The organism is Lentzea sp. (assembly GCF_036380075.1).
In the GTDB taxonomy this organism is placed as follows: Bacteria; Actinomycetota; Actinomycetes; order Mycobacteriales; family Pseudonocardiaceae; genus Lentzea.
Map to the genome: position 1 here is coordinate 22425 of NZ_DASVFL010000104.1, position 24823 is coordinate 47247.

21 protein-coding genes are annotated in these 24823 nt (G+C 72.8%); 5 read left to right on the forward strand and 16 right to left on the reverse strand.

Translation table 11 applies throughout. The annotated features are described in order from the left end of the window. Positions 1 to 7: 7 nt before the first annotated feature. Positions 8 to 814, reverse strand: a complete 807-nt coding sequence (locus VF330_RS12760; RefSeq protein ID WP_330851767.1) for a YhjD/YihY/BrkB family envelope integrity protein — start codon at positions 812 to 814, stop codon at positions 8 to 10. Positions 815 to 868: 54 nt separating this feature from the next. On the opposite strand from VF330_RS12760, the gene VF330_RS12765 reads away from it, so the two are divergent. After that, positions 869 to 1591 carry a CDP-alcohol phosphatidyltransferase family protein gene (locus tag VF330_RS12765; RefSeq protein ID WP_330851768.1) on the forward strand — a complete coding sequence of 241 codons (723 nt, stop codon included), beginning with the start codon at positions 869 to 871 and terminating at the stop codon, positions 1589 to 1591. Here the strand turns inward: VF330_RS12765 and VF330_RS12770 are convergent. The 5 genes from VF330_RS12770 to VF330_RS12790 form a co-directional block, all read right to left on the reverse strand. Continuing rightward, a complete protein-coding gene (locus tag VF330_RS12770; RefSeq protein ID WP_330851769.1) occupies positions 1553 to 3025 on the reverse strand; it encodes a phytoene desaturase family protein in 1473 nt (490 codons plus the stop codon). The two genes, VF330_RS12765 and VF330_RS12770, sit on opposite strands and share 39 nt — an antisense overlap. Before the next feature lies 1 nt (position 3026). Next, on the reverse strand, positions 3027 to 4160 hold the full coding sequence (locus VF330_RS12775; RefSeq protein ID WP_330851770.1) for a glycosyltransferase: 1134 nt from the start codon (positions 4158 to 4160) through the stop codon (positions 3027 to 3029). Continuing rightward, positions 4142 to 4972, reverse strand: a complete 831-nt coding sequence (locus VF330_RS12780; protein WP_330851771.1) for a carotenoid biosynthesis protein — start codon at positions 4970 to 4972, stop codon at positions 4142 to 4144. Before VF330_RS12780 ends, VF330_RS12775 begins: the two co-directional genes overlap by 19 nt. Further along, a complete protein-coding gene (locus VF330_RS12785) occupies positions 4969 to 6486 on the reverse strand; it encodes an FAD-dependent oxidoreductase (protein ID WP_330851772.1) in 1518 nt (505 codons plus the stop codon). Before VF330_RS12785 ends, VF330_RS12780 begins: the two co-directional genes overlap by 4 nt. A 196-nt stretch (positions 6487 to 6682) precedes the next feature. Further along, entirely contained in the window at positions 6683 to 6892 is a 210-nt protein-coding gene (locus VF330_RS12790; protein WP_330851773.1) for a DUF2795 domain-containing protein, read from the reverse strand. Positions 6893 to 7075: 183 nt separating this feature from the next. Here VF330_RS12790 and VF330_RS12795 point away from each other — a divergent pair, with 183 nt between their 5' ends. The 3 genes from VF330_RS12795 to VF330_RS12805 all read left to right on the forward strand — a co-directional run bounded on the left by VF330_RS12795 (position 7076) and on the right by VF330_RS12805 (position 11497). Further along, entirely contained in the window at positions 7076 to 8116 is a 1041-nt protein-coding gene (locus tag VF330_RS12795) for a LacI family DNA-binding transcriptional regulator (RefSeq protein ID WP_330851774.1), read from the forward strand. A gap of 158 nt (positions 8117 to 8274) precedes the next feature. Next, positions 8275 to 10533, forward strand: a complete 2259-nt coding sequence (locus VF330_RS12800) for a hypothetical protein (protein WP_330851775.1) — start codon at positions 8275 to 8277, stop codon at positions 10531 to 10533. 13 nt (positions 10534 to 10546) lie between these two features. Then, the gene (locus VF330_RS12805) at positions 10547 to 11497 is read left to right on the forward strand and encodes an acyltransferase domain-containing protein (protein ID WP_330851776.1); all 951 of its coding nucleotides are present in this window, start codon (positions 10547 to 10549) and stop codon (positions 11495 to 11497) included. Positions 11498 to 11532: 35 nt separating this feature from the next. Here the strand turns inward: VF330_RS12805 and chvE are convergent, their stop codons facing one another. From chvE to VF330_RS12855, 10 genes are all read right to left on the reverse strand, one after another. Then, the gene (gene chvE / locus VF330_RS12810; RefSeq protein ID WP_330851777.1) at positions 11533 to 12627 is read right to left on the reverse strand and encodes a multiple monosaccharide ABC transporter substrate-binding protein; all 1095 of its coding nucleotides are present in this window, start codon (positions 12625 to 12627) and stop codon (positions 11533 to 11535) included. A 266-nt stretch (positions 12628 to 12893) separates the two neighbouring features. Next, the gene (locus VF330_RS12815) at positions 12894 to 15128 is read right to left on the reverse strand and encodes a molybdopterin-dependent oxidoreductase (protein ID WP_330851778.1); all 2235 of its coding nucleotides are present in this window, start codon (positions 15126 to 15128) and stop codon (positions 12894 to 12896) included. 10 nt (positions 15129 to 15138) lie between these two features. Next, the gene (locus tag VF330_RS12820; RefSeq protein WP_330851779.1) at positions 15139 to 15717 is read right to left on the reverse strand and encodes a TetR/AcrR family transcriptional regulator; all 579 of its coding nucleotides are present in this window, start codon (positions 15715 to 15717) and stop codon (positions 15139 to 15141) included. 48 nt (positions 15718 to 15765) lie between these two features. Next, positions 15766 to 16956, reverse strand: coding sequence for an MFS transporter (locus VF330_RS12825; RefSeq protein ID WP_330851780.1), 1191 nt, complete (start codon positions 16954 to 16956; stop codon positions 15766 to 15768). After that, positions 16953 to 18182 carry a lanthionine synthetase C family protein gene (locus tag VF330_RS12830; RefSeq protein WP_330851781.1) on the reverse strand — a complete coding sequence of 410 codons (1230 nt, stop codon included), beginning with the start codon at positions 18180 to 18182 and terminating at the stop codon, positions 16953 to 16955. The genes VF330_RS12825 and VF330_RS12830 overlap by 4 nt, the downstream gene beginning before the upstream one ends. Further along, positions 18179 to 21034: a lantibiotic dehydratase gene (locus VF330_RS12835; RefSeq protein ID WP_330851782.1), complete on the reverse strand. Its 2856-nt coding sequence runs from the start codon at positions 21032 to 21034 to the stop codon at positions 18179 to 18181. The genes VF330_RS12830 and VF330_RS12835 overlap by 4 nt, the downstream gene beginning before the upstream one ends. Before the next feature lie 71 nt (positions 21035 to 21105). Then, positions 21106 to 21234: a hypothetical protein gene (locus VF330_RS12840; protein ID WP_330851783.1), complete on the reverse strand. Its 129-nt coding sequence runs from the start codon at positions 21232 to 21234 to the stop codon at positions 21106 to 21108. A 380-nt stretch (positions 21235 to 21614) separates the two neighbouring features. After that, complete coding sequence (locus tag VF330_RS12845) at positions 21615 to 21908, reverse strand: DUF4342 domain-containing protein (protein WP_330851784.1); 294 nt, start codon at positions 21906 to 21908, stop codon at positions 21615 to 21617. A 102-nt stretch (positions 21909 to 22010) separates the two neighbouring features. Beyond that, positions 22011 to 22976, reverse strand: a complete 966-nt coding sequence (locus VF330_RS12850; RefSeq protein WP_330851786.1) for an amidohydrolase family protein — start codon at positions 22974 to 22976, stop codon at positions 22011 to 22013. Positions 22977 to 22987: 11 nt separating this feature from the next. Further along, complete coding sequence (locus tag VF330_RS12855; protein ID WP_330851787.1) at positions 22988 to 24208, reverse strand: multidrug effflux MFS transporter; 1221 nt, start codon at positions 24206 to 24208, stop codon at positions 22988 to 22990. 54 nt (positions 24209 to 24262) lie between these two features. On the opposite strand from VF330_RS12855, the gene VF330_RS12860 reads away from it, so the two are divergent. Further along, positions 24263 to 24727 (forward strand): MarR family winged helix-turn-helix transcriptional regulator, encoded by a 465-nt coding sequence (locus tag VF330_RS12860; protein ID WP_330851788.1) that lies wholly within the window; start codon positions 24263 to 24265, stop codon positions 24725 to 24727. Positions 24728 to 24823: the final 96 nt, after the last annotated feature.

The following is a 24823-nucleotide window of genomic DNA, read 5'->3' on the forward strand; positions in this document are numbered from 1 at the left end:
GGGCCGGTCACCGCCGCAGGACGTCGTGGGTGCTCAACGTGATCCGGTAGCCGAACAACAGCAGGCCGTGCAGCAGGAACAGCCACAGCCCGATCGCCGCCACCGCGCCGGGGACGGCCAGGCCGCCGTACGGGATCGCCCAGTCCACCGGGATCGCGAGGAACACCACGAACCCGTGCAGGAAGCCCGTGAGCGTCCCGCCGAGCAGGAGCGCGGCCCCCACGACCGTCCTGACCGGCAGGGCGACCGGCCCGACGAAGGCGAACACCAGGCCGACGGTCACGCAGATCGGGACCAGGTCGAGGTGGAACGACAGCACGACGCCCAGCACGGCGGACCAGCCGCCGGCGTCGTAGAGCCGGGCGACCTGCGGGGCGAACGCCAGCGGCAGCGCCACCAGCAGCGGTGCGAGCAGCAGCACCGGCAGGAACGTGATCCGCCCTGCCCACCCGGTCCACTTGGTCACGCCCTCCCCGGCCGCCTGCACCAGCGCACGGCGCAGTCCCTCGCCGTAGAGCGTCGCGGGGACCAGCGATGCGGCGAGCAACGGCCAGGACGTGGTCGTCGCCGCCTCCGCCAGCTGCACCAGCACGGCGGTCGGGTCGTGCGCCTGCGGCAGCGCACCGCCCGCAGTGCGCGCGCCGTCGACCACGAGGTCCGGACCGAACAACAACGCCACGCCGCGCAACGCGATCAGCAGCAGCGGCACCAGGCCGAGGGCGGAGAAGAACGTCAGGCCCGCGGCCCACAGCAGGAGGTCCCGGCCGCGCAGCGCGCTCGACGTGGCCGCTGCCACGGCGCGGAGTACGTGCATGATCGCCCTGTACCCGAACCTGCGCGGGATCACCCCTCCGCCTACGGTGGAGGCATGACCGGTGACGAGGCGAACCCAGTCGCCGGCTGGTCCCGGCTGCACGGGGAGGACGTGTCCGGCAGCAGGCTCGTCGTCGGCTGGCTGCGGCTCGTGCACGCGCTGGCGCGGCCGCTCGACCGGGTGCACCCCGACGTGCTGTCGGTGGCCGGGGTGATGGTGGCCGCCGGTGCGGTCGCCGCGGCCGGCGCCGGTGGCCGGTGGGCCCTGCTGGCGTTGCTGCTGGTGGTGGCGACGGGGGTGCTCGACGGGCTGGACGGCGCGGTCGCGTTGCGGACCGGCAAGGTGCGGCCGCTGGGCGCGGTGGTGGACGCGGTCGCGGACCGGCTGTCCGACCTGTCGCTGCTGCTGGTCCTCCTGGTGCTCGGCGCCGAGGCGTGGTGGTGTGCGGTCATCGGCGTGACGGTGCTGCTGCACGAGTACGCGCGGGCGAAGGCGCAGGCCGTCGGCATGGCGTCGGCGGGCGCGATCACGGTGGCCGAGCGTCCCACCAGGATGATCGTCGTCGCGATCGCCTGTGCCGGAACGGGTCTGGCGCCCGGTGGCACGCCGGTCACCGGGTGGGGCTGGGCCGCCGTGTCGGCCGTGGTGTGGGCCGGGTGCGCGGTGGTGGGGTTCGGCCAGCTGGCGGCCGGCATCCGGCGCGCGCTCACCGGCCGGCCGTGGACGGGACCGTTCGCGTCAGGCCGGTCCGACCAGGTTCGCGACGATTCCCGCTGACATCGCCACGAGCGGCAGCCCGCCGCCCGGATGCGCCGACCCGCCGACGAGGAACAGGCCCGGCACCGGGGCGCGGTTCGCGGGCCGCAGCAGCGCCGCCCGCGGTCCGTTCGACGACGAGCCGTAGATCGACCCGCCCACCGCGCCGGTGTCCCGCTCCCAGTCGGCCGGGGTGCGGATCTCCCGCCACCGCACCCGGTCCCGGACGTCGAGCCCGCGCTCGGCCATCACCCGCAGCACCCGGTCCGCGTAGGAGTCGGCGAGTCCGGGCGCGGTCCAGTCGACGTCTCCCTGCCGTGGCGCGTTGACCAGCACGAACCACGCCTCGTCGCCGTCCGGCGCGATGGCCGGGTCGTCCGGTGCGCACACGTAGACCGTCGGGTCCGGCACGGGACGCGGGTGGCGGCCGAAGATGGAGTCGAACTCGTCGTCGTAGTCGGCGGGGAACAGCACGCGGTGGTGCGCCGGGTCCGGTGTCCTGCCCCGCAGCGCGAGCAGCAGCACGAACCCCGACAGCGACGGCTGGGTCCCGCGCAGCATCCGGCGGGGACGGCGCGAGCGCCGGTCGGCGAGCAGCTCGCCGTAGAGGTGTTCGGCGTCCACATCGGACACCACGACGTCGGCGGGACGCCGTTCCCCGTCCCGCAGGCGGACTCCGGTGACTCCCCCGCCGCCCGACTCGACGGCGGTGACCGCGGCGTTGAACCGGAAGCGCACGCCGAGCTCGGTGCAGCGGCCGAACAGGGCGTCGCCGAGCCGGCGCAGCCCGCCGCGCACGTACCAGCCGCCGAACCGCTGCTCGATGAACGGCACCACCGTCATCAACGCGGGCGTCCGGCGGGGGTCGGACCCGCTGTAGGTGGCGTAGCGGTCGAGCAGCATGCGCAGCCGCGGGTCGCTCAGCCGCCGCTCCCCCACCCCGCGCAGCGTCCGCCACGGCGCGATGGCCATCAGGTCGCGGACGCTAGCGGACCGGCGCAGCAGGTCGCGGACACCGCCCAGCGGGTTCTGCAGCACCGGTTCGCCCACGAGGTCCCACAACCGTTCGGCATCGGTGAGCACCGCGCGCCACTGCCGGGCGGCCTCGGCTCCGAACGCGTCGGTCAGCGCCGCCTCCACCCGGTCCTCGGCGTGCGGCAGGTCGAGCCGGGTGCCGTCCGGGAAGTGGTAGCGGCAGGTCGGCTCCACCGGGACGATGTCCACCAGGTCGTCGAGCGGAGCGCCGGTGGCCGCGAAGAGGTCGCGGTAGACGTGCGGGAGCGTCAGCAGCGACGGTCCGGTGTCGAACGTGAACCCGTCGCGCCGCAAGGTGCCGAGCTTGCCGCCGTGTGTCGCGGCCTGTTCGTACACCGTGACGTCGTGCCCGGCCTTCGCGAGCCGCGCGGCCGCCGCCAGGCCGCCCATGCCGGCGCCGATCACCGCTACCCGTGCCATGTCAGCTGCTCCCCCGCAACGATCGGCCCTTCCACCGCAACGACCCCGCCCGCTTGGCCCGCCACGACCGCGCGACGAGCGTGAGCAGCACCCCCACCGACACCGGGTGCGCGAGGGCGTCGGGCCACCCGCGTCCGCCGGTGTGCCGGGCGGTCACGACCCTGGTCAGCACCCCGGCCGCGTAGCCGACGGCACCGGCGCGCGACCCCGCGAGCGCGGCGACCGGCGGCAGGACGTACAGCCACGCGAGCACGAGCGACAACGCCACCGCGCCCGCCGGGCTGCCGGTGGCCGACCACAGCGACTTCTCGTAGCCGTCGCGGACCTCGGCCCAGTCCTCGTACATCCGGCAGGACGCCACCGTGCTGCCGTCGACGACCACGCCGCGGCCGCCGCCGCGTTTGACCGCCCGCATCAACGCGATGTCGTCGAGCACCGCCGTGGCGATCCCGTCGAACCCGCCGCTGCGCTCGTAGGCGGCGGCGTCCACCACCAGGAACTGCCCGTTGGCCGCGGACAACGACGGCCTGGGCGAGCGTTCCGCCAGGCGCAGCGGCAGGAACACCAGCCACGACCACTGCAGCAGCGGCTGGACGAGCCGGGCCCCCACACCGTCGGCGAGCTGGCGCGGGAACGGCGACACCACGTCGAAGTCGTTGTCCCGCAACAACGCCACGGCCGCGGCGACGGCGTGCGGTGCGAGGACGACGTCCGCGTCCACGAACACCAGGACGCTGCCGCGAGCCAGCCGGGCGAGCTGGGCGCAGGCGTGGGGTTTGCCCGGAACGCCTTCCGTTGGCGGCGTCCCCGTGACGACGCGCACCCGTTCGTCGCCGCCCGCGACCCGGCGCACCTCGTCGGCGGTGCCGTCGGTCGAGCCGTCGTCGAGCACGACGACCTCCAGCCCGGGGACACCGCGCTGGGCCAGCAACGACTCGATGGTCGGCGCGATGCGGTGTGCCTCGTCCCGTGCGGGCACGAGGACCGACACCGCTTCGCCGCACTCGGGCGGGTCGGCGTCCGGAACGCGCATCAGCCGGGCGTTCACGATCGCGTGGGCTGCGGCCGCGACGGACCCGACGGCGGCACCGCGCACCGCCGCGTGGAGGAACCGGTTCACCGATGCGCCCGCCACAGCGCCACCGCGAACGGCAACGCCACCAGTCCCATCAGCACACCGGCGACCAGCGACACCACGGGACGCCCGAAGAACGCCGCGTGCGCCCACACCGAGGACCCGTAGGTCCACAGGTAGAGCATCGGCGCCGGACCGGCCCGCAGGTCGAGCTCGCGGGACACCCGCGGCTGTCCGACACCGCGGTGCAGAGCGGCCATCATCAGCACCGCGACCAGCAGCCAGCCCGCGTAGTTCGTCAACGGGACGCCGCCCACGCCGGGAAGCCCGGGAGTGGGGTGCGTCCACACCCAGTGACCGGCGTCGACCATCTGCGGGTCGAGGAACACGTCCCACGACGCCAGTGCCCACGCCCCGACTCCGACGACCAGCCAGAACGGACGGTCCACACCGGACCGCGCCACGAGCGCGCGGCCGACGAGCAGCGCGGGCCAGCACATCATCACCCACGCCAGCGGCACGACGGCCGGCACTCCGACGACCTCCAGGCCGAGCGTGCCCGTGTAGCGGTACTCGCCGAACGGGAAGCCCGTGTGCACACCGATCGTCTCGGCCAGCAGGCCGCCACCCCCGGCGACCGCCACCAGCAACGCGGCCGCGCGCGGCCCGAACCGGGCGAGGGCGTCGCACACCGACGCCACCGCGAACGCGACCACCGAGGCGACCGTCGTGAAGATCCGCTCGTCCGGGTCGGTCATCGAGTAGACGATCTGCGCCAGCACGACGAGCGCGCCGAAGACCCACGCCACCGCGGCCAGCGCCCGCACTCCCCCGCGGCGGGCGGAGGTGCCCGGCCCGGCGTCGACGCTCACGCCGTCCTCCGCCGCCGGGCGGCCGCGCGCAGCAGCGGCACCCGGCCTTCGACGGGAACCGTCCAGAGGTCGGTCCCCGTGACGCCCCACCGGCCGAGCAGCCGGTTGGCGGCGGCGAAACCGGTGGTGGCCGCGCGTTCCATCAGCGCCACCGGCAGGTCGATCCGCACCAGGTCCCCGGCCAGCACCAGGAAGTCGTCGGGCGTGCTTACCCGCGGCCGGTCCGCGTAGCCGCCGGCCGGGAACAGCGGGCAGTCCTCGCGCCACTCGTGCCGTTCGTCGACGACGGTGGCGCCCCTGGTCTCCGGGTAGACCTCGGTCAGCTGCTCCCAAAGCCGCCGCCTGGCCTCGCCTTCGTCCACATCGGACGGGATCGCGTACCCGTGCAGCTCCACCACCGAGCCGCCGGTGCGCGCCGCCCACGCCCTGGCCTCGTGCTCGTAGTCGTCGAGCACGCTGACGTTGTCGAGCAGGTCGTAGCCGCTGGTGCCGATGAAACCGGGCCGCTTGACCGGCCGGTCGAGCCAGTACCGCGACACCAGGAACGGCGGCGCGGTGCGCAGTCCGGCCACCCGTGCCCGCCAGTCCTCGTCGCCGAGGTCGGGCGAGGTCTCCACGATCCGGCGCAGTCCGCGCACGTCCGCCGCGAGCACCACGGCGTCGGCGTCGAGCACCCCGTCGGCCGTGGTGACCGCGAAACGCCGGGCCTCGCCGCGCGCCACCGACTCGACGCCCACACCCGTGCGCACGTCGGCGCCCAGCTCGCGCAGGCGCTGGCCCAGCGGGTCCCACAGGCCGTGCGGGAACGGGTCCGCCGCGACGTCGAAGAGCAGTCCCTCGTTCGAGCCGAGGAAGTAGATGTGGAACATCACCGCGAGCTCGGCAGCCGACATCTCGCTCGGGTGCGCGAAGAAGCTGCGGGAGAACACCTCGAACGCCAGCGCGTGCGCGGCTTCCGGGAACCGGACGCGGTCGAGGTAGGCGGCGGCGTCGATGCCGTCGAGGTCGTCGTAGACGCCGGGAACGGAGACGTCCAGCAGCTTGAGGGCGGCCTCGGGGTTCATCTCCGGCAGGTCGCGCCAGCGGAACGTGGGGCTGCGCCGCAGGAACGCCAGCACGTTCCACGGCGCCGTGGTCGGCATGCCGGCGAACGAGTCGCGGTCGCCGCGCGCGTGCCACAGCGGGTAGTCCGGCATGGCCGTGAGGGCACGGCCGTCCGGGTCGACCCGCTTCAGCAACGAGCGCAGGTTGTAGTACTGCCGGAAGAACGCGTGGAAGCCGCGGGTCATGGTGACCTCGCTGCCGTCGGCGAGCCGCGTGCGCCACCCGCCGACCCGTCCACCGAGGTAGTTCTCGCGTTCGTACAACACCACTCGCGCACCGCGTTCCGCGAGCAGCGTGGCCGCCGCCAGACCGGCGATCCCGCCGCCCACGACCGCCACGACGGGCACGTCGCCGTCGAGCCGCGGCCGTCCCGCGGGCGCGGGGATCCGCACCGCCTTGCGATCTTTCATCGGTGCTCCCGTTTTCCGGCTGTGGGGCGTGCTGCGCCCCGCGACGGCCGCGTGGGCGAAGTCGCGATCAGTACGTCCTGGGACTGGTCGAGAAGACGGGACCGGCACCGGAGGTCCCCGGTGCCGATCCCGTGCTCACGCCTTCTCCGACCGTATGGGCAGTGCGGTCCGTCTGCACAACGGGAGCGGAGGGACGTCAGGCTTCGCGGCTCTGGTCGACCGCGACCACGTCGAGCACCTCGTCGAAGGACCCGTACGTGCGCTCCGGGACGGAGTGCAGCGCGTGCACGGTGTCCTCGTCGGCGTTGTTGCGGGACGCGTGGTCGACCAGCTGCCCCTTGTCCGCGGGGTAGGACACGTCGGTCAGCACCGTGCGCAACCGGTCGACTGTGGTCGTGTCGCTCATCGTTCTCCTCATGGCTCGGCTCCTGACGGGCACTGACTACCCGCGTTTCGCCGGGCCTAACGCGGATGTGCTCCAGCCGATCGGGGCCTCATGAGTACGATGTGACTGGTCAGCCGGATTTTATCGTTCAACTCGGAGCGTCCCGCCCGTGCGGCGCGCCCGTCGGCGTCAGGAGTGCCCGCAGTGGCGAAAGCGCCCGCCAGACCCGCTGCCCGCCGGTCCGGCCCGGTCACGATCGCCGACGTCGCCGCGGCCGCCGGGGTGTCCAAGCAGACCGTCTCGAACGTGATGAACTACCCGGAGAAGGTCCGCGAGCAGACGCGGGAACGCGTGCGGCGGGCCGTGGCGGAGCTGGGGTTCCAGCCGAACCGGCTGGCGCGGGCGTTGCGCTCCAGCTCGGCCGGGATGATCGCGTGCCGCATCGAGCCCGTGTCGTCGCACTCCCTCGCGCACCTGCACGACGTGTTCCTGCACGCGCTGGCCGAGGCCGGGCAGGCGGCCGGGCGGCACCTGATGCTGTTCGCCGCCGACGACGCGGAGAGCGAGGCGGCCACCTGCGTGCGGCTGGTGCGCACCGGGTCGGTCGAGGGCGTGGTGCTGTACAACGTGGTTCCCGACGACCCGAGGCCCGCGGTGCTGCTCGACGCCGGGGTGCCGTTCGCGTGCTTCGGCCGGTTCTCCGGCGCCGCCGACGCGACGGGCTGGGTGGACGTCGACAACGCGGCCGGGGTCGCCGCCGTCGTCGAGCACCTCGCGGAGGGCGGGCACGACCGGATCGGGTTCCTCGGGTTCCCGGACGGCCACCGGGTCGGCGACGACCGCGCGCACGGCTGGGTGACGGCCATGGACCGCCAAGGCCTGCTGGCCGGCAGCCACCGCCTCGACGTGCGCGGCGAGGACACCTGGACCAGCGGCGCCCGCCTGGCCCGCGACCTGCTCGACCGGCCCGGTGCGCCGACCGCCCTGGTCGCCGCCTCCGACACGCTGGCGGCCGGAGCACTCCAGGCCGTCCGCGACCTCGGGCTGGTGCCGGGCCGGGACGTGGCGCTGGTCGGGTACGACGACACCCCCTCGGCCGAGGTCCTCGACCTGTCCAGCGTCCGCCAGCCGATCCCCGAGGTGGGGCGGCGGATCGTCGAGGCCCTGTGCGGCGAGGACGGGGCGGTGGCGGCGCTGCTGCCGCCGGAGCTCGTCGTCCGCGGCTCCTCACGACGCCGGAGCTGATCCCGCAAATCGCGGTTGGATCGATCCACTGGCCGCCCGCACGCTGATCGTTGACAGTGCGAGAAATCCTGTGGTTGGGTTGGTCCACGCCAATTTTAACGATCATATTCGGCGACGAAGTCCACGCCGGTGCGCGCGCTCGGAGGGGAAGGCCCACCATGAAGACGCACAGCCGAAGGCGGCGCTGGCTCGCCACGACCCTCACCGCGGCCCTCGTCGTCGCCGGTGGCACGCAGGTGTGGAGCTCCGGCGACGCCCGCGCGTCGGTCACGCAGCACGACAGCGCCTCCATCGGCTGGGAGGGCGACTACTACGGCGTCCTCACACACAAGGACGGCAGCTTCGACGTCCACTCGGGACCGAACACGACGGTGCGGTTCGGGATCCACACCAACCCCGCCCGAGTGCAGTGGTTCAACGCCGGAGGGTTCTACCCCGCGCTCACCACGCAGTTCGAACGGGACAACAGCACCGTCACCATCACGAACTTCGGTGACAAGGTGACCATCGGCGGCCGGGACTTCGTCGCGATCTACTCACGGGTCCGCGTCGTCAACCACGACACCGTCGCCCACGTCCTCGACCCCGCGCCCTCCGGTGGCACGCTCGCGCTCACCCGCCCGTCGACCACCGTGCGGCCGGGGCAGACCACCGACTTCGACTACGTGATCGCGTCCGACCGGTTCGGGCAGGGCTACGCCTGGCCGTCGGCGACCGAGCTGGTGGCCGCGGGCGGCTACGACACCCACTACGCGCACATGAAGTCCCACTGGGACGGCAAGCTCGCCCAGATCGCGCAGCTCCAGCTGCCCGACCCGCAGCTCGCGAACGCCTACCGCGCCGGGTACGTCACCACGAACCTCGTCAAGGACGGCAACCGCCTCAACGTCGGCGAGAACGGCTACGACGCGATCTTCAACCACGACCTCGTCGGCATGCTGGTGCAGCTGCTGGAGGCCGGTGACCTGAACAGGGCGAAGGACTACCTGCCGACGCTGATCTCCCAGGACGACCCGAACGACGTCACCCGGATGTACCCGGACGGGACCTGGAAGTACAACTGGCCGTGGGCCGTCTACCTGCGCAAGACCGGCGACGCCGCGTTCGTCCGGGACAACTTCGCGACGATCCGGCAGACCGCGCACCGGATCGAGTCCGACGCCACCGGTCCCGGCGGGATCATGAAGGCCACCAACGCGGTGGACGCGCCCGGCTACTGGACCGTCGACAACCAGTCCGCACTCCTGGGCCTGCTGACGTACAAGTACATCGCCACAACCCTCGGCGAGACCGCGGAGGCGTCCTGGGCCGGCCGGTTCTACGACACGCTCCTGCGCGCGGTGAACGCGCGGCTGAACGCGACCATCTCGGCCAACGGCCTGTCGTACCTGCCGTGCGCGATGGACGTCCCGAACAGCAGCGCCAACGTCTGCGGCCAGACCAACAACGGCAACTGGGCGTCGATGTTCCTGTTCGGGCGCTGGGCGTGGGACGGGCAGCTCTGGGGCGCCACGCCGACCGGCCCGATGATCGACCTGGTCGACGCGACCTACGACAACGGCTTCCGCCGCCTGTCCGGCCTGCCGAAGCACACCTTCGGCGGCTACCCCGGGGTGAGCAGCGCCTACAACGCGGGCTACGGGTCGGCCGGCCTGGCGTCCTCCCGCTACCGCTCCGAGGGCATCTACGGCTACCAGTACCTCGTGCAGAACGCGCAGAGCGCACCCTTCTCCTGGTGGGAGGGCATCCAGTCGGTGGGCACGAGCAACTGGTCCCCCGGCACGCACAGCACCGCGGGCAGCGGGTCGAGCCCGCACATGTGGGGCCAGGCCAACGCCTCCAAGGTGCTGCTGGACTCGCTGCTCGCCGAGAAGCTCGACGGCTCCGTGGTCGTCGGCCGCGGCCTGCCGGACCAATGGCTGCGCGACGGCGCCACCACCAGCGTCGGCAACTACCCGATCGCCGGCGGCCAGCGCATGGGAGCGGCCGTCACCGCGTCCGGCGCGACCGTCACCCTCACCCTGTCCGGCGCCACCCCGTCCGGTGGCGTGCGGTTCGAGGTGCCGGCGTTCCAGGGGAACATCGCCGGTGCCAGCGCGGGCGCGGTCGACAACGCCAAGGGAGCCGTCGTCCTGCCCGCGGGAACCACCTCCGTCACCGTCACGCTCGCCCGGCCGCCGGTGTTCGCCGAGAAGGGCGGCCTCGACCTGCGCGGCTACTGCACGTCGATCGGCGCGGTGAACGGAGCCGTGCTCGCGGGGACCACCGCCTACGACTGGCGCTGCGTCACCGGAACCGGCGCGCAGGTGCCGATGGACCTCGACGACGCCTGCCAACGGCAGAACCCGCACGAGCAAGCCATCTTCTCCCGGACCACCGCCGTCGCCGATCCGTACAGCTGGAAGTGCCTCGCCTAGTAGGGTCGCCGGAGTGGACCTGGAGGACATGGCAGCCCGGCTCGGGGTACCGGTAGACGACGTCGAACGCGTGCACCGCCGCGCCGGTGACCGGCCGTCGGCACCGTTGCCCGCCAAGGCTTCCGCGCCCGAACTGCTCGACCGGCTCGCCGTGCCGCCGGACGACGCCGCCGAGGTCATGGCGGGCTGGCCGGACGCCGACTCTCCACTGTGGACACCGGAGCTGCGGTGGCTGCTGGACCGCTCGACCGCCCTGGTCAGGGCGGACCTCGGCGGCCACCAGTGGCTGGTGCCGGGCCCGGAGCTGCCGCGCGACCGCAACCCCGCGTGGCGGCACCTCTACGTCTACGTCTACCTCGCCCTGCTGGACGTCGTCCTGGACTACCACCGCGCCCACGGCGTCCCGGAGGCGGTGTCGTGGGCGACGCTCGCGGACCTGGGCCGCAACCTCGCCGTCGACCGGCGGATGCGCGGCGAGGGCTGGCCGGTCATGCAGAGCTGGCTGACGCTGCACTGGCGCGGCGGCGTCTACGAGCTCGGCCGGCTCCAGCACCACCGCGGCGACGGCGACGCCCTGTCCTTGCACATCCCCGACTCGGGACCGCTGACACCAGAGGCCGTCGACGCCTCGCTCGCCGAGGCCCGCGCGTTCTTCCCGCGCCACTTCCCCGACGAGCCCTACACGGCGTTCGCCTGCGGCTCGTGGCTGCTCGACCCGCAGCTGCTCGAGTACCTGCCCGCCGAGTCCAACATCGTCCGGTTCCAGCGGCGGTTCGACGTCGAGCCCTACGAGGCGCCGGAGGGCATCGACGCCGACGTCGAGGTGCTGCGGTTCGTGTTCCGGACCCTCACCACGCCGCTCGACCGGCTACCGCGCCGCACAGTTCTGCAACGCGCGGTCGTCGACCACCTCCAGGCCGGTCGGCACTGGCACTGGCGGCGTGGCCGGTTTCCGCTCCAGTGACCTTTTTTCAGCTGACACTGAAGCAATAGAGACGGTCAGCGCAGCTGGTCGTCGCTGTAGTAGCCGGACTCGACGAGGACCTTGTGGTAGTTGGTCTTGTCGACGCTCACGGGGTTCAGCAGGAACGCCGGGACGACCTTGACGCCGTTGTTGTAGTCGTTGAGGTTGTTGAGCTGCGGCGGGGTCCGGTCCTTCAGCACGGCCTCCGCCATCGACGCGGTGGCCGTCGCCAGCTCGCGGGTGTCCTTGTAGATCGTCGAGTACTGCTGGTCGGCGAGGATGGACTTCACGGAGCCGAGCTCGGCGTCCTGACCGGTGACGATCGGGAACTTGGGGCCGTAGCCGCCGGCCTGCAACGCGGTGAGGACGCCGAGCGAGATGCCGTCGTAGGGCGAGAGCACGCCGTTGACCTTGCTGCGCTTGTAGGTCGTGCCGAGGATCTCCTCCATGCGCTTGCGGGCGGTCTCCCCGTCCCAGCGCAGGGTCGTGACGGCCTGGAAGTCCGTCTGCCCGCTGCGCACCACGAGCTTGCCGTCGTCGAGGTACGGCTTGAGCACGGACATGGCGCCGTTGAAGAAGAACACCGAGTTGTTGTCGTCGGCCGAGCCGGCGAACAGCTCGACGTTGAACGGGCCGGACTCGGCGCCGGGGCCACCGTCGGCGGCGCGCAGTCCCAGCCCGGTCAGCAGCGACTCGGCCTGGTAGACGCCGACCCGGAAGTTCTCGAACGTCGCGTAGTAGTCGACGTTGGGGCTGCCGCGCAGCAGCCGGTCGTAGGCGATGACGGGAATCCTGGCGTCGGCCGCGTGCTGCAACGGCGTCGTCAGCGCCGACCCGTCCACCGAGGCGACGATCAGCAGCTTCGCGCCCTTGGCGATCTGGTCCTCGATCTGCTTCACCTGCGTGGGCACGTCGTTCTGCGCGTACTGGAGGTCGACCCGGTGCCCCCGCGACTCCAGGTCGCGCTTGATGTTCTCGCCGTCGCTGATCCAGCGCTGGGACGTGGTCGTCGGCATCGTGACGCCCACCAGCGCGCCGTCGGGGGCCTTGACCTGCTGTCCGGCCGCGGGCGCACCGCACGCCGCCACCAGCAGCACGACCACGGGCACCACGAATCTCGGCGATCTCATTTCCCGGCTCCTCGCGCGGATCAACGTCGTTGTTGACGGTCGCCACGGTTCTCGAGGCAGGCCGAAGACACGGACGTCTGTGATCCGTGCCACAAGCGGGTGTGGACGTTAACAAGCGAACTTGGGCGGATCAAGCCGCGATGTGAAAAAGATGCTTTCGGCCATTCGAAGCGCGAATACGTGCGCGGATGCACCGTCCCGGGAGGACACGGGCCGAGGAGGACGGTGCCACGGCAACCAGGCGATCGAGTCGTTCGGCGCCTGGCTCAGGCCGGTCCGAGCGGCTCCAGCCGTGCCGGGACGTGCTTGTGCCAGGGCGTTCCGGCCCACTCGTCGCGGTCCTCGGCGGCGGTGAGCTCGTTCGGGGCGACGCCGGTGCGTTCCCGCACCGTGAGCCCGAGGCCGTTGGGCAGCGAGATGTGGCCGGGGCGCATGGTCTCCGTGGTGTCGACGGAGACCTCCGCGCTGCCGCGGCGGGTGGTGAGCCGGACGCGGTCGCCCGTGGCCACGCCCAGCCGTGCCGCGTCGGCGGTGCTCATGCGCAGCCGGCCGTCCGGGTCGCGCCGCCGCCAGCTCGGGTCGCGCATGATCGTGTTGGCGGTGAACGCGCGCCGTTCGCCCGCGGACAGCACGAACGGCCAGTCCGGGTCCTGCTGCGGCACGGGCCGGTCCCGCAACGCGTCGACGGCGGCGAGCAGCTCCGGCACGTCGAGGTGGATCCGGTCGCCGGTCATCCGCTGCCACGACGCGTCGTACTCGTCGTCGGTGATGTGCACGCCGTGCGGTCCGTCGACGATGGCGTCGAAGAGCCGCTCCCCCGCTTCGAGCCCGGACCCGTGCCCGGCGCGCTCGACACCGGCGGGGTTCTTGCGGGCGCACTCGTGCGCGGCCATCCACAGCACCGCGGCGGCCGAGGCGTCGTGCGGCAGCGTCGGGCCGAGCGTCCGGTACAGCAGGACGGACGCGAGCCGCCGCTTCGCCGGGTCCGCGAGCAGCCCGAGGAACGCCTGCGCGAACTCGAGGCGCCCTGCGGCCGCGGCGGCGCGCAGGGGTGCGTAGTCCTCTTCGGACAGCGCACCGGACGCCTCGACGAGCCGGGCGTGGATCTCCGGTTCGGGCAGCACGCCCTCCGGGGCGGCCACGACGGGGTGGCGCAGGTGGAAGACGTTGCGCGGGAAGTCGAAGTTGAAGAACGTGGCCTCGAACTTCTCGAACTGGGTCGGCGCGGGCAGCACGTAGTCGGCCAGGCGCGCGGTCTCGGTCATGGCGATGTCGATGACGACCACGAGCTCCAGCGCGGCGAGCGCCTCGCGCATCCTGGCGGAGTCGGCCAGGGAGTGCGCGGGGTTCGCGCTCTCGACCAGCATCGCCCGGTAGCGGGCCGGGTGGTCGGTGAGGATCTCCTCCGCGATCACGTTCGACGGCACCAGGCCGCTGATGATCCGCGCGCCCGCGACCGGGCTGCGCGGTCCCTGGTCGCCGGCGTGCCCGCGGTCGCGGCCGATCGGCACGAGGCTGGAGGGGATGTACTGGCCGCCGCGCCGGCCGAAGTTGCCGGTGAGCAGCCAGACCAGCTTCTCGACGTAGCTGACGAGCGTGGAGTCGCGGTTCATCTGGACGCCGAGGTCCTCGAACACGGCGACCGACTCGGCGGCGGCGATCCGGCCGGCGACGGCCCGCACGAGCGCCTCGTCCACGTCGGCGACCGCGCAGTAGTCGCTCACCGGTACCCGGCGCAGGACAGTGGTGACGGCGTCGAGGCCGTCCGCGTGCTCGGCGAGCCACTCGGTGGCGACCAGGTCCTCCTGCACGAGCACGGCGGCCAGCGCCGTCAGCAGGTAGACGTCGGTGCCGGGCCGCACCTGGAGGTGGAAGTCGGCGAGCTCCGCGGTCTCGGTCCGCACGGGGTCGATCACGACCATCGACCTGGCCGGGTCCTTGGCGATGTCCTTGAGCACCGACCGGGCGCGCGGGAAGCCGTGCGACTGGTAGGGGTTCTTGCCGACGAACAGCGCGACCTCGCAGTGCTCGAAGTCCGCGCGGGTCATGTTGCCGAGCATGCGGGCGCTCACCCAGAACTCGCCGGTCTTCTCCTGCGCGAGCGCGGACGAGCGGTAGCGGGCGCCGTACGCGGCCAGGGTGGCGGCCGAGTACGCGCCGCCGAGGTGGTTGCCCTGCCCGCCGCCGCCGTAGTAGAAGATCGTCTCCCCGCCGAAGGTGTCGCGGACCTCCCCCAGCCGCGCGGCGATCTCGCTGATCGCGGTGTCCCAGCCGATCTGCTCGAACGTGCCGTCGGGCCGCCGCCGCAGCGGGTGCGTGATCCGGCCGGTGTCGCCGTTCTGGTGCAGGTCCAGGCGCAGCGCCTTGTTGCAGGTGTAGCCGGCCGAGGCGGGGTGGAGCTTGTCGCCGCGGATCTTGTCGAACGACCGGCCGTCCTCGCCGACCAGGACCTCGATACCGCAGTTGCACTCGCAGAGGATGCACGCGCTGGGTTTCCACATGGCCGGACTCCTAGCCTCGTCGGTCGAGCAGGGGCGCGATCTCGGTGAGCACGTCGTCGAGCGGGCCCAGGTCGCGGTGCGCGCGGCAGAGGATGACGGCTCCCTCGATGCAGGACACGACCAGCGTGGCCAGCCGCTGGGACCGCGGTGCGGCGAAACCACTGGCGGACAACGCTTCCGCGATGCTGGTCTGCCACTGCGCGAAGATCTCGCGGACCACCTCGCCGGCGTCCGGGACGATGTCGCGGCTGTCCATCGCCATCGCGGCGACGGGACAGCCGGCCCGGAAGTCCGTCCCGGTCAGCGCGCGCTTCCAGAAGACGACGAGGCGTTCGACCATCCGCCGGACGTCGCCCTCGGCCGCCGAATCCCGGACCATCGTGGCGATGTAGTCGCCGGCCTGGCGCACCGCGCCCAGCACCATCTCGTTCCGGCCGCCCGGGAAGTGGTGGTAGACGGAGCCGCGCGGCGCGCCGCTGTGCGCCAGCACCGCGTCGACCGTCACCCCGGCCGCGCCGCGTTCCCGCAGCAGCAGCACGGCGCTGTCGAGCATTCGCTGCTTGGTGCCCCGCCGGTCCTGGTCGCCCATCTCCGCCTCTCCGTCACTCGGGAGTATGGCAGAGTTCATAGTCGGCTGTCAGCGGTTCCGCACCTGCGATGACGACAGGGCGGCGAGCACGGACGCGGCCACGAGGAGGGCGCACCCGGCCAGGACGGGTGCCGTGCCGAACGCGGTGCTCAGCGGCGCCGCGGCCAGCACGCCCACCGGCGCGAACGCCATCGTGCCCAGCCAGTCGTACGACGAGACCCTGGCCAGCACGTCCTCCGGCACCTCGCGCTGGACCGTCGTATGCCAGAGGACCCCGAACACGTCGTTGGCCATCCCCGCGCCGAACATCGCCGCCGCGACCACCCACACCGGCGCACCGGCCGCCAGCAGCGACAGCGGGACGACGAGCAGCAGCAACAGCAACAGCCCGGTCGCCAGTGACTTCCGGGGACGCACCCGAGCGGACACCGCGGCGCCGCAGAGCATCCCGGCCGTGCTCGCCGCGGCGACCAACGACCAGGACTGCACGCCGTCCCACGACTTCAAAGCCACCAACGGGCCCAAGATCCCCATGGTGGCGGCCAGTGCCGCCGACGTGATCGACAGCGCGGCCACCGTCGCCCACAGCCACTGCCGGCCCGCGAACGCCCGCCAGCCCGTCCGCAGGTCTCCGAGCAGCGACGTCGCCTCGACGCGCACCCGTGCGGGCAGGCGCAGCAGGGCGAGGAGCACGGCACTGGCGGCGAAGCTGGAGGCGTTGAGCAGCACCGTTGAAGGCGCTCCGAGCACCGCGACGGCGGTGCCGCCCAGCGCGGTGCCCGCCAGGTCGGCGCTCCTCGCCGCGGTCGTCAGCAGGCTGTTCGTCCGCCGCAGCCGGTCGCCGGTGACGACCTCGGGAACCAGTCCGCTGGTCGCGGGTCCGGCCACGGCCGACGCGAGCCCCGCCAGGACGGCGCAGGCGGCCAGCGCCGGGACCGGTGCCTGCCACCACAGCCCGGCGGCGAGCGCGGAGCAGGCGAGCGCGGACGTCCCGTCGGACAGCACGAGCAGCCGCGACCGGCTCATCCGGTCCGCGACCACACCGCCGAACACCACGAACAGGACCTGCGGCGCCACCAGACACACCAGCACGGCGGCCAGTCCCCCGGCGGTGGCTCCCGGCAGCGCCAGCACGCCGAACGTCACCGCGATCCGGCCGAACCCGTTGCCCGCGGCCGAGATCGTGGTCGCCGCGGCCAGCAGCGCGACCCGCCCGCCGGTCCGCGTCGGCGTGCTCACTCCAGGACCAGCGCGGCGTGCCACGGCAGCGATGCCGGCGACGGGTCGTCGGTCAGGTGGTCGTGCAGCGCCAGCAGGGTTCCGGCCGTGCCGTCGAGGAAGCCGGGCCGGTCCGGCGGCACCGTGACCACGGTGTGCCGGTCGCGCTGGGCCAGCAGGTGGTCGCACAGCTCCGGCAGCACGTCCGCGTCCCGCCCCAGCACGAGCGCGGTGGTGTGCAGGACGCCCGCGGACCCGTGGCACAGCGAGGCGTCGCGGATCCCCCACTGCTCCCTCGGCCGCCGGAACGCCGCTCTCAGCGTCGACTTCGCTTCCTCGGCCCATGCGGGTTCGTCCAGCGCGGCCGCCGCCAGCTGGAGGGCACGAGCGACACCCGGTGCCCCGTAGCACCAGGCGATCCGGCTCGGCGGCAGCCCGTCGACGGTGCCCGCCACCTCGTGGCCGAAGGGCACCAGCGCAGGCCAGTACGGGCCGTGCTCGTCGACGCCGCGGCGGCACAGCAGCCAGGTGGCGATCCGGTGCACCGCCTCCGCTTGGCCCTCGACGACGACGTCTTGGTCGTGGCACAACGACAGCAGCGCGAGCGGTCCGGCGACGCCGTGCGCCATCCCGAGGTTGAAGTGGCCGCCGGGGTGCGCCACCGGATCGGCCAGCAGCGACGGGTCGGGCGTCCACCACCCCGGCACCCGGTGGCCGCGCACGCGCACCGGGTCGGTCAGCCGCACCAGGTACCCGAGGACCTCCTCCAGCACCGGGCGCGCCTGCGCACCGCACGCGAGCAGGTACCTGCCCACCCCGCTCAGGCCTGAAGTGACGTCGTAGCAGGCCATTCGAGCGCCGGGCGCGCCGGTGAGCAGACGCGCCTCCTCGGCGTGCAGCACGTTCTCGGCCAGCCGCAGCACGTGGGGGTCGATCCGGGTCAGCATGCCGCGGTAGTCGCCGTCGGCCCTGGCGATGCTGCGCGCGGCGAACCCGAGCGACGGCAGGCCGTCGTAGAGGCCCTCGGCGTGGGGCCTGCCCGCTCTCGCGGCCGCGGCCAGGTGCCCGTGGGCGGCCTTGCGCAGTTCCGGCGTCCCGTCGCTGAGCCGGGCGAACAGCACGGCCAGCCCGCAGTACCCGTCGGCCAGCGACATCGGGTGGTGCGGCCAGTCCCCGCCGCCCAGGCTCACCCCGGCGGGCTCGCCGAGCAGGCGGACGGACTCGTCCAGCCACTCCCGGACGCTCACCGGACGGCTCTCGCGCGGTCCACGTGGGACTGCACCGCACCCCGTGCCAGGGCGTACACCTCGGCCTCCGCCGCGAAGTCGGCGCCGAGCCGGCGGTTGCAGTGCAGGTGCAGCAGCGCGCGGAGGATCTCGCCCGCGGACGTCCAGTCGTCCGGCCCGAGCGCGTCCGCCTTGTTCCCGTACCGCGTCAGCAGCTCGGCCCATTCCCGTTCCGCGGCAACGGGTTCCAACGTGATCGCCGCGAGCGCCTCGGCACGCCGCCGGACGAACGCCTGGTGCGTGGCCTCCTTCTTGGGGATCGTCGCCAGCAGCCACGACGGCCAGTCGCCGCCGTGGAAGCAGCTGACCAGCGCCACGACGTCGGCGGCCACCGCGAGGGTGTCCTGTCCGGTGCTCGTCCTGCGCAACGCGAGCCGGCTGTCTGCGGTGAAGAACCGTTCCGCGAGGTCGATGAGCTGCTCGCCGCCGTACCGCTCGACCTCGGGCCGGTACGGGTGCAGCGAGAACCCACCGGCCAGTCGCGCGTCCACCAGGGCCGCGACCTGGTCGCGCAGCCGCGGGAGCACGTCGCCGCGCAGCCGCAGCCTGATGTGCGGCGGCTGGCCGTCGGCCTGGTACCGCACGAAGAACCAACGGTCCACTTCGGACTCCAGCGCGGCCAGCCAGGGCCTCAGGTGCCCGGTCAGCACCTCGTCCTGCCGGTGCGGGGAGCACGGGATGTGCGCGGACACCCACTCACCGCCCGGGAGGTGGACGGCCGGGCTTCCGCGCAGCGGTGCGGGCGGCCGCACCGGACGGCTGGCGGGACCGGTCGCCACCAGCGGGACGACCAGCTCGGCCTCGTGGACGCCGTCCGGGCCGCGCAGCCAGCCCTGCTCCAGGCCGGGCGCGCGGTCCTCCACCAGCACGGCGGTGCCCGACTTCCGCAGGTCGTCGCGCAGCAGCGCGCGGTGCTCCCCCGCCGTCAGGTCGAGGCACAGCTGCTGGTCGAACCGCGCCAGCCGCACCCGTCCCGGCACCCGCCACCTCCGCCGCCAGGCCGCCAGCGCCTCGTCCGTGCCGGCGTCGGCCGCGGTGACCTGCCAGCGCGCGGGCGCGAGGACCGTGCGTCCACATCGGACCGCGGGCAGGAAGGGCGCGTCCCGCAGACCGCCCCAGTCCCACGGTTTCAGCGTGCGCACGTCCATCAGCGACACGTCCCACAGGAACCGCACCACCTCCGGCGTCGCAGCGCCGATGTCCAGCACGTGCAGCACCCGCGGCACGATCTCGCGGCCCAGCGACACCGAGTACAGCCGCAGCCGGTGTTCGTCCGCCGCCACCGCGATGTCGGCCGGTCCCAGTCCTCCGGCCACGCCGGGCACACCGATGTTCAGCGCGTGGCGCAGCACCCGGGGAGCCCGCGTCAGGTTGGCGTCGCGGGGATGGTTGGTGAGGTGCACGAGCTGCACCGGCACCCGGTCGTCGGACCGCGGCGAGGCCAGCGCGCCGAGCAGGTCGCGCACCTCGGGCAGGTGGCCGAACCGGCCGAGTGACGCTCCGGCCTGCTGCGTGCCGGTCAGCGGACTGACGACCAGCTCGAACTCGCCGCGCTCCAGCGCGCCTGCCGACGCGGCGTTGAGCGTGGCGAACAGCTCGACCGTGGTGGGTGGATCGCCTCCCGATGGACTGATCCGGCCGATCAGGTCGTCGTCGAGCACGACCTCCGTGACGCCGTCGGCCATCGCCCGGGCCAGCAGGCGGGTGAGCACCGACTGCCGGTCGTCGTCCGCGGGTCCCGCAGTCCAGGGCCGGTCGTACCCCGCCGGTGGCCCGATGCCCGCATCCGGGTCGAGCAGGTCCAGCACGGGGACGAGCTCGCCGAGGCCGTAGTGCTCCAGGAACCGGCCGTGGAACTCCGCGAGGTCACGCGACCGCGCGTTGTCCCGCGCGGACAGCTGCCACAGCACGTCGGCGGCGCGTTCGAATTCCCGTGCGACGTCGTGCGGGAGACGAATGCGGGCGTCCAATTCCAAGTCGACGTGCACGGGGTGGTCGACGCCGGTTGCCCGCCGGACGGCGGTCAATTCGGTGACTCCCTCACCGAGGGGCGCCCGGCGATAAGCGTCGATGGACTCGGCGATCATTTCCGCGCGGCGTCTTGACGGAGATTCGGCGGGGACGAGCCGGGCGAGGTGGTCGAAGGGGTTTTCCGATTGAGACAGGGTCGTCCACAGGAAACGCAGGCGCACCAGCTGTGAAACGAGATCGAGAATTCCGGAACGGTCCACGCCCGCAAATTCCTCGGCAACCGCGTCGATGAGGTCGCGGACCTTGATCCGGTGTCCGGCGAGGTCGAGCACGCGGGTGACGACCGCAGTGCGGCGCACGCTCGCCAGCCGCGTTCCGCGCGCCGCGGTGAGGCGCTCGCCGTGCCGCGAGCACAGGTTGTTCGCGGCGACCTCCAGGTGGACCAGGACCTCGGGATCGGCCTCCAGCTCACCGGCCCAGCCCTCGAGCCAGGCGCGGTCCGGGTGCACGTGCCTGCGGTGATCGCCGCCCAGCTCGGCTTCCAGGTGGTCGCCGAAGGACCCGACGGCCACCCCGGCGAGGAGGCCGAACGGTGTCGGGCGCCCCGCCATGCGCAGCTCGTACCGGGCGAGAGCGTGCCGGAGGCGGCGTCGCGCCGCCTCCGACAGCTCGTGCCCGGCGAGCGCCCTGCCCATCGCCTCGCTCAGCGCGGGACTGGCGACGGCGACGGCCTCCCGCACCAGCGGGGACGCGACGCCGTCCGCACCGGCGCGCAGGTGCCGCCTGGACAGGACCGGAGCCCGCAGGAGGAACCTGTCCGAGGAGGTGAAGCGGGTGTCCATGGCAGGCTCCCCGGGGAGGACGGACGTGGGTGGGCGGGCCCCGCGGCCGCGGACCGGGGCCCGCCCGCCGGTCAGCAGATCGCGCAGGTGGTGATCGTGCGCGGCGGGATCGCCTGGCCGGGTGCCGGCGCCGGCGCGTCCGCCAGTTCGAGCTCCTGCACGTCGAGCTCGAGCAGTTCCTGGGTGTCCACGGAAAGCATGAGGGTTCCTCCTTGCTGTCGACACACGAATCCGGACGTGGGTGTTCCGGGAATTTTGCGATGTGCGGCACCGCGAAATCACTGTAGCGCCGTTGTCCGGACCGCCGACAACACCGCGTTTCCGCCAATTGACACGCGAAAGTTCTTCGGCCGAGCAGGTCAGTCGGCCGACAGACATGTCATCGGCACAGGCAGCGAACACGACGAGCAATCTTGAAACAGGTAACAAGTTGCACGATTACCAGCGATAGACGTGATGCGCATCACATCCTAAAGTATTATCGAAACAGTCGACGCATTTCCGCCGCCACCGAACAACCCGGAAAAACGGAGCGGCGCCGTCACCGGTGTGGTGACGGCGCCGCGCACTCCCCCGCGGGCTAGATCCGCTCGGCCTCGACGGTCGTCGCGGGCTGGGCGGTACCGGCCTGGCGGCGGTCCTCCAGTTTGATCTCGCACTTGCCCACCAGCGCGACGCCGGCGCCGATCGTGGTGACCACCGGAGCGGCCAGCGCGGCCACCACTCCGAGAGCCACCGGCACCTCCAGCACCACGTCGTCCTTGCTGTCGCGCACGACGACCCGACGGTTGATGCCCTCGCTCACCAGCCCGCGAACGGCGTCGACCACCGAGTCGACGGTCGTGCGGGTGGGCTCGGTCTTGGATTCGCTCATGACTCCCCTAGAACTGCGGTTTCCCCTTGACGAGATCCAGACTGCCAGCGTCGCGGCGCCGTGCCATCAGGGTTTCCCCCTGACCCGCACCTGATTCGACCCTCAGATCCCGAACAGCGCCGCCGCGTTGCCGGAGGCGAACTTCTCGCGGTCCTCGTCCGACTCGAACTCGTCCAGAAAGGACTTGATCTCGGCCGCGGCGGGGTGCTGGAACGGGTAGTCGGTGGAGAAGATCAGGCGGTCGGGTGTCGTCACCGTCAGGGCGTGCCGCAGCAGTGCGGGGTTGAGCATGCCCGAGGTGGTGATGTGGAAGTTCGACCTGAGGTAGTCCGACACCGAGCGCTCCAGCCCGGCGACGCGGGCGAGGCTGTTCGCGCGGTCGGTCCAGAACAACAGCATCTCGCCCCAATGTCCCAGCACGACCTGGAGGCCGGGGTGCCGGTCGAAGGTGCCGCGCAGGACCAGCCGCAACGCCGCCAGGCCCGCGTCGAGGTGCCAGCCCCAGCCGAACGTGGCGAGGGCCAGGTCGGTCATGGGGTCGAAGCCGCGGTAGGAGGCGTCGCGGAGCGCGGCGGACGGCAGCTGCGGGTGCAGGAACACCGGCTGGCGCAGTGCCGCCGCGGTGGCGAGGAAGTCGTCGTACGCCGGGTCGTCGAGGAGCAGGTCGCCGGACCTGCCGTAGACCATCGTGCCCACGTGGCCGAGGTCGGCGGCGCGCCGGAGCTCGTCGGCGACCCGGTCCGGGGCGGACAGCGGCAACGTCGACAGCGCGCGGAACCGCGCCGGGTGGCGGGAGACCGCCTCGGCGGCGACGTCGTTCGCGAGCCGGCTGAGCCGCACCGCGTCTTCGGCGGGCAACGCCTGGGTGCCCGGAGGGGTCTGGGCGAGCACCGCCACGTCGATGCCCTGGGCGTCCATGGTCGCGATCCGGCCGTCGCCCAGGTCCTCCAGGCGCTGCCGGTGGTCGCCGATGTCGTTGAACGCCAGGCTCTCGTCGCGGTCCGGCAGGGCCGTGAGCGCGGCGGTCAGCTCCGGCAGGACCCAGTGCTCCTCGATGCCGATCAGCATCCGGTTCTCCTTCAGCGGGATCCGGCGAGCGAGCTCGCGCGGTCGGGGACGGTGGTGTCGTCGGGCGGGGCGATCAGCCGCGAGGCACAGGCTGCGACGGCCGCCAAGACGGCGATGATGACCGCCATCGGCAGCGCGGAGTGGGCGCTGCCCACGCTCACCAGCGGGGACACGGCGGCGCCGAGGCCGAACTGCGCGGCGCCGAGCACGGCCGAGCCGGTGCCGGCGGCTCCCGGCACGGCGTCGAGCGCCAGTGCGGTGGCCGGGCCGAGGACGAAGCCGAGCGAGGCGACCGCGAAGAAGATCGGCACGACCAGCCAGGCCGCGCTGATCGGCAGCAGCGCCGGCACCAGCAGCACCACGGCGGCGCCGAGCAGCCACGCGGTGCCGATGGTGAGGACCCGGCGCGGGTGGCTGCGGCGCAGCAGCCGGGAGGCGACCGAGCTGCTGGTGATCAGCCCGAGTGCGTTGAGCGCGAACAGCAGGCCGTAGCTGACCGGTCCCATCCCGATGACGACCTGGTAGAGGAAGGGCGACGCCGAGATGTAGGCCATCAGCACGGCGAACGAGAAGACGAACGTGGCCGTGGCGGTGAGGTACGCGCGCCGGCCCAGAGCGCCGAGGCCACCGGCCTTCGCGCTGCCGCGCCGGTCCCGCGGGTGGGTCTCGCGCACGACCACCGCCGACCCGGCGAGCATCGCGACCGCGAGACCCGCCAGGACGAACAGGACCCCGCGCCAGCCGATCCCGTCGACCATCAGGCTGCCCAGCAGCGGCGCGACCACCGGCGCCACCCCGCTGACGATCATCATCAGGCTGAACGCCCGCGCGGCGGCCCGTCCGGTGGCGAGGTCGGCGATCACCGCGCGGCCGATGACCATGCCGGCCGCCGCGGTCAGCCCCTGGACCAGGCGCGCGACCAGCAGGACGCCGATCGTGGGCGCGACGGCCGCGAGCACGCTGGCGGCCACGAACACCGCCGAGCCCGCCAGCAACGGCCCCCGCCGCCCCCACCGGTCCGAGATCGGCCCGAAGACCAGCTGTCCCGCGGCCAGGCCGAGCAGGAACATCGTGAGCGTGAGCTGGACGGCGGTGTCGCCCGTCTCCAGGTCGGTGGCCATCCGCGGGAACGCGGGCAGGTAGAGGTCGATGCCGAACGGGGCCACGCTCGCCAGCAGCGCGAGCACGAGCAGGAGCGGCACGGGGATGGTGCTGCGAGACGGCGCGGTCACCGCATCTCCTATCAAGTGATAACTATCAGTCGACAGGAAAAGTACCATGGGCACGTGGACGAGGAGCAGAAGTCGCGGTTGTTCGAGCTCGCCGACCTCATCGCAGCGGTCGGACGCCAGATCCACGCCGCCAAGGAGGGCCTGCGCGAGGACCGCTGGTCACCGCTGGACGTCGCCGTGATGCGCTACATCGACCGGCACCCCGGTACCTCGGCCCGCGCCGCCGCCGAAGCCACGCAGCAGATCTCCAGCAACTTCAGCCGCGCGCTGCGGGGCCTGGAGCAGAAGGGCCTCGTGCACCGCGAGGCCGACCGGGAGGACGCCCGCCGCGTCCGCCTCTACCCGACCGCCCGCGCCCAGGAGAACCTGCGGCGGCTGAACGACGTGTGGAGCGACCTGCTCGACGGCGTCCTGTCCGGCGAGCAGGAGGCCGACGCGATGATCGCCTCGTTGCGGCGCATCGAGGCCGGTCTGGCGGAGAAGGCGCTCGCACGCCTGAAGAACACCGGAAAGGCCTGATCCCGGCAGTCCGGGAGTTTCGGCCGGATCGCGGATTATCGACCACCTCATTCCCCTTCGATTGTCATTCGGTAACGGCCCGGTGGCGCCGATCGA

Coding starts and splice junctions, on each gene's coding strand:
- VF330_RS12760 (WP_330851767.1), bottom strand. CDS start 814: ATGCACGTACTCCGCGCCGTGGCAGCGGCCACGTCGAGCGCGCTGCGC.
- VF330_RS12765 (WP_330851768.1), top strand. CDS start 869: ATGACCGGTGACGAGGCGAACCCAGTCGCCGGCTGGTCCCGGCTGCAC.
- VF330_RS12770 (WP_330851769.1), bottom strand. CDS start 3,025: ATGGCACGGGTAGCGGTGATCGGCGCCGGCATGGGCGGCCTGGCGGCG.
- VF330_RS12785 (WP_330851772.1), bottom strand. CDS start 6,486: ATGAAAGATCGCAAGGCGGTGCGGATCCCCGCGCCCGCGGGACGGCCG.
- VF330_RS12790 (WP_330851773.1), bottom strand. CDS start 6,892: ATGAGCGACACGACCACAGTCGACCGGTTGCGCACGGTGCTGACCGAC.
- VF330_RS12800 (WP_330851775.1), top strand. CDS start 8,275: ATGAAGACGCACAGCCGAAGGCGGCGCTGGCTCGCCACGACCCTCACC.
- chvE (WP_330851777.1), bottom strand. CDS start 12,627: ATGAGATCGCCGAGATTCGTGGTGCCCGTGGTCGTGCTGCTGGTGGCG.
- VF330_RS12815 (WP_330851778.1), bottom strand. CDS start 15,128: ATGTGGAAACCCAGCGCGTGCATCCTCTGCGAGTGCAACTGCGGTATC.
- VF330_RS12820 (WP_330851779.1), bottom strand. CDS start 15,717: ATGGGCGACCAGGACCGGCGGGGCACCAAGCAGCGAATGCTCGACAGC.
- VF330_RS12835 (WP_330851782.1), bottom strand. CDS start 21,034: ATGGACACCCGCTTCACCTCCTCGGACAGGTTCCTCCTGCGGGCTCCG.
- VF330_RS12840 (WP_330851783.1), bottom strand. CDS start 21,234: ATGCTTTCCGTGGACACCCAGGAACTGCTCGAGCTCGACGTGCAGGAG.
- VF330_RS12845 (WP_330851784.1), bottom strand. CDS start 21,908: ATGAGCGAATCCAAGACCGAGCCCACCCGCACGACCGTCGACTCGGTG.
- VF330_RS12850 (WP_330851786.1), bottom strand. CDS start 22,976: ATGCTGATCGGCATCGAGGAGCACTGGGTCCTGCCGGAGCTGACCGCC.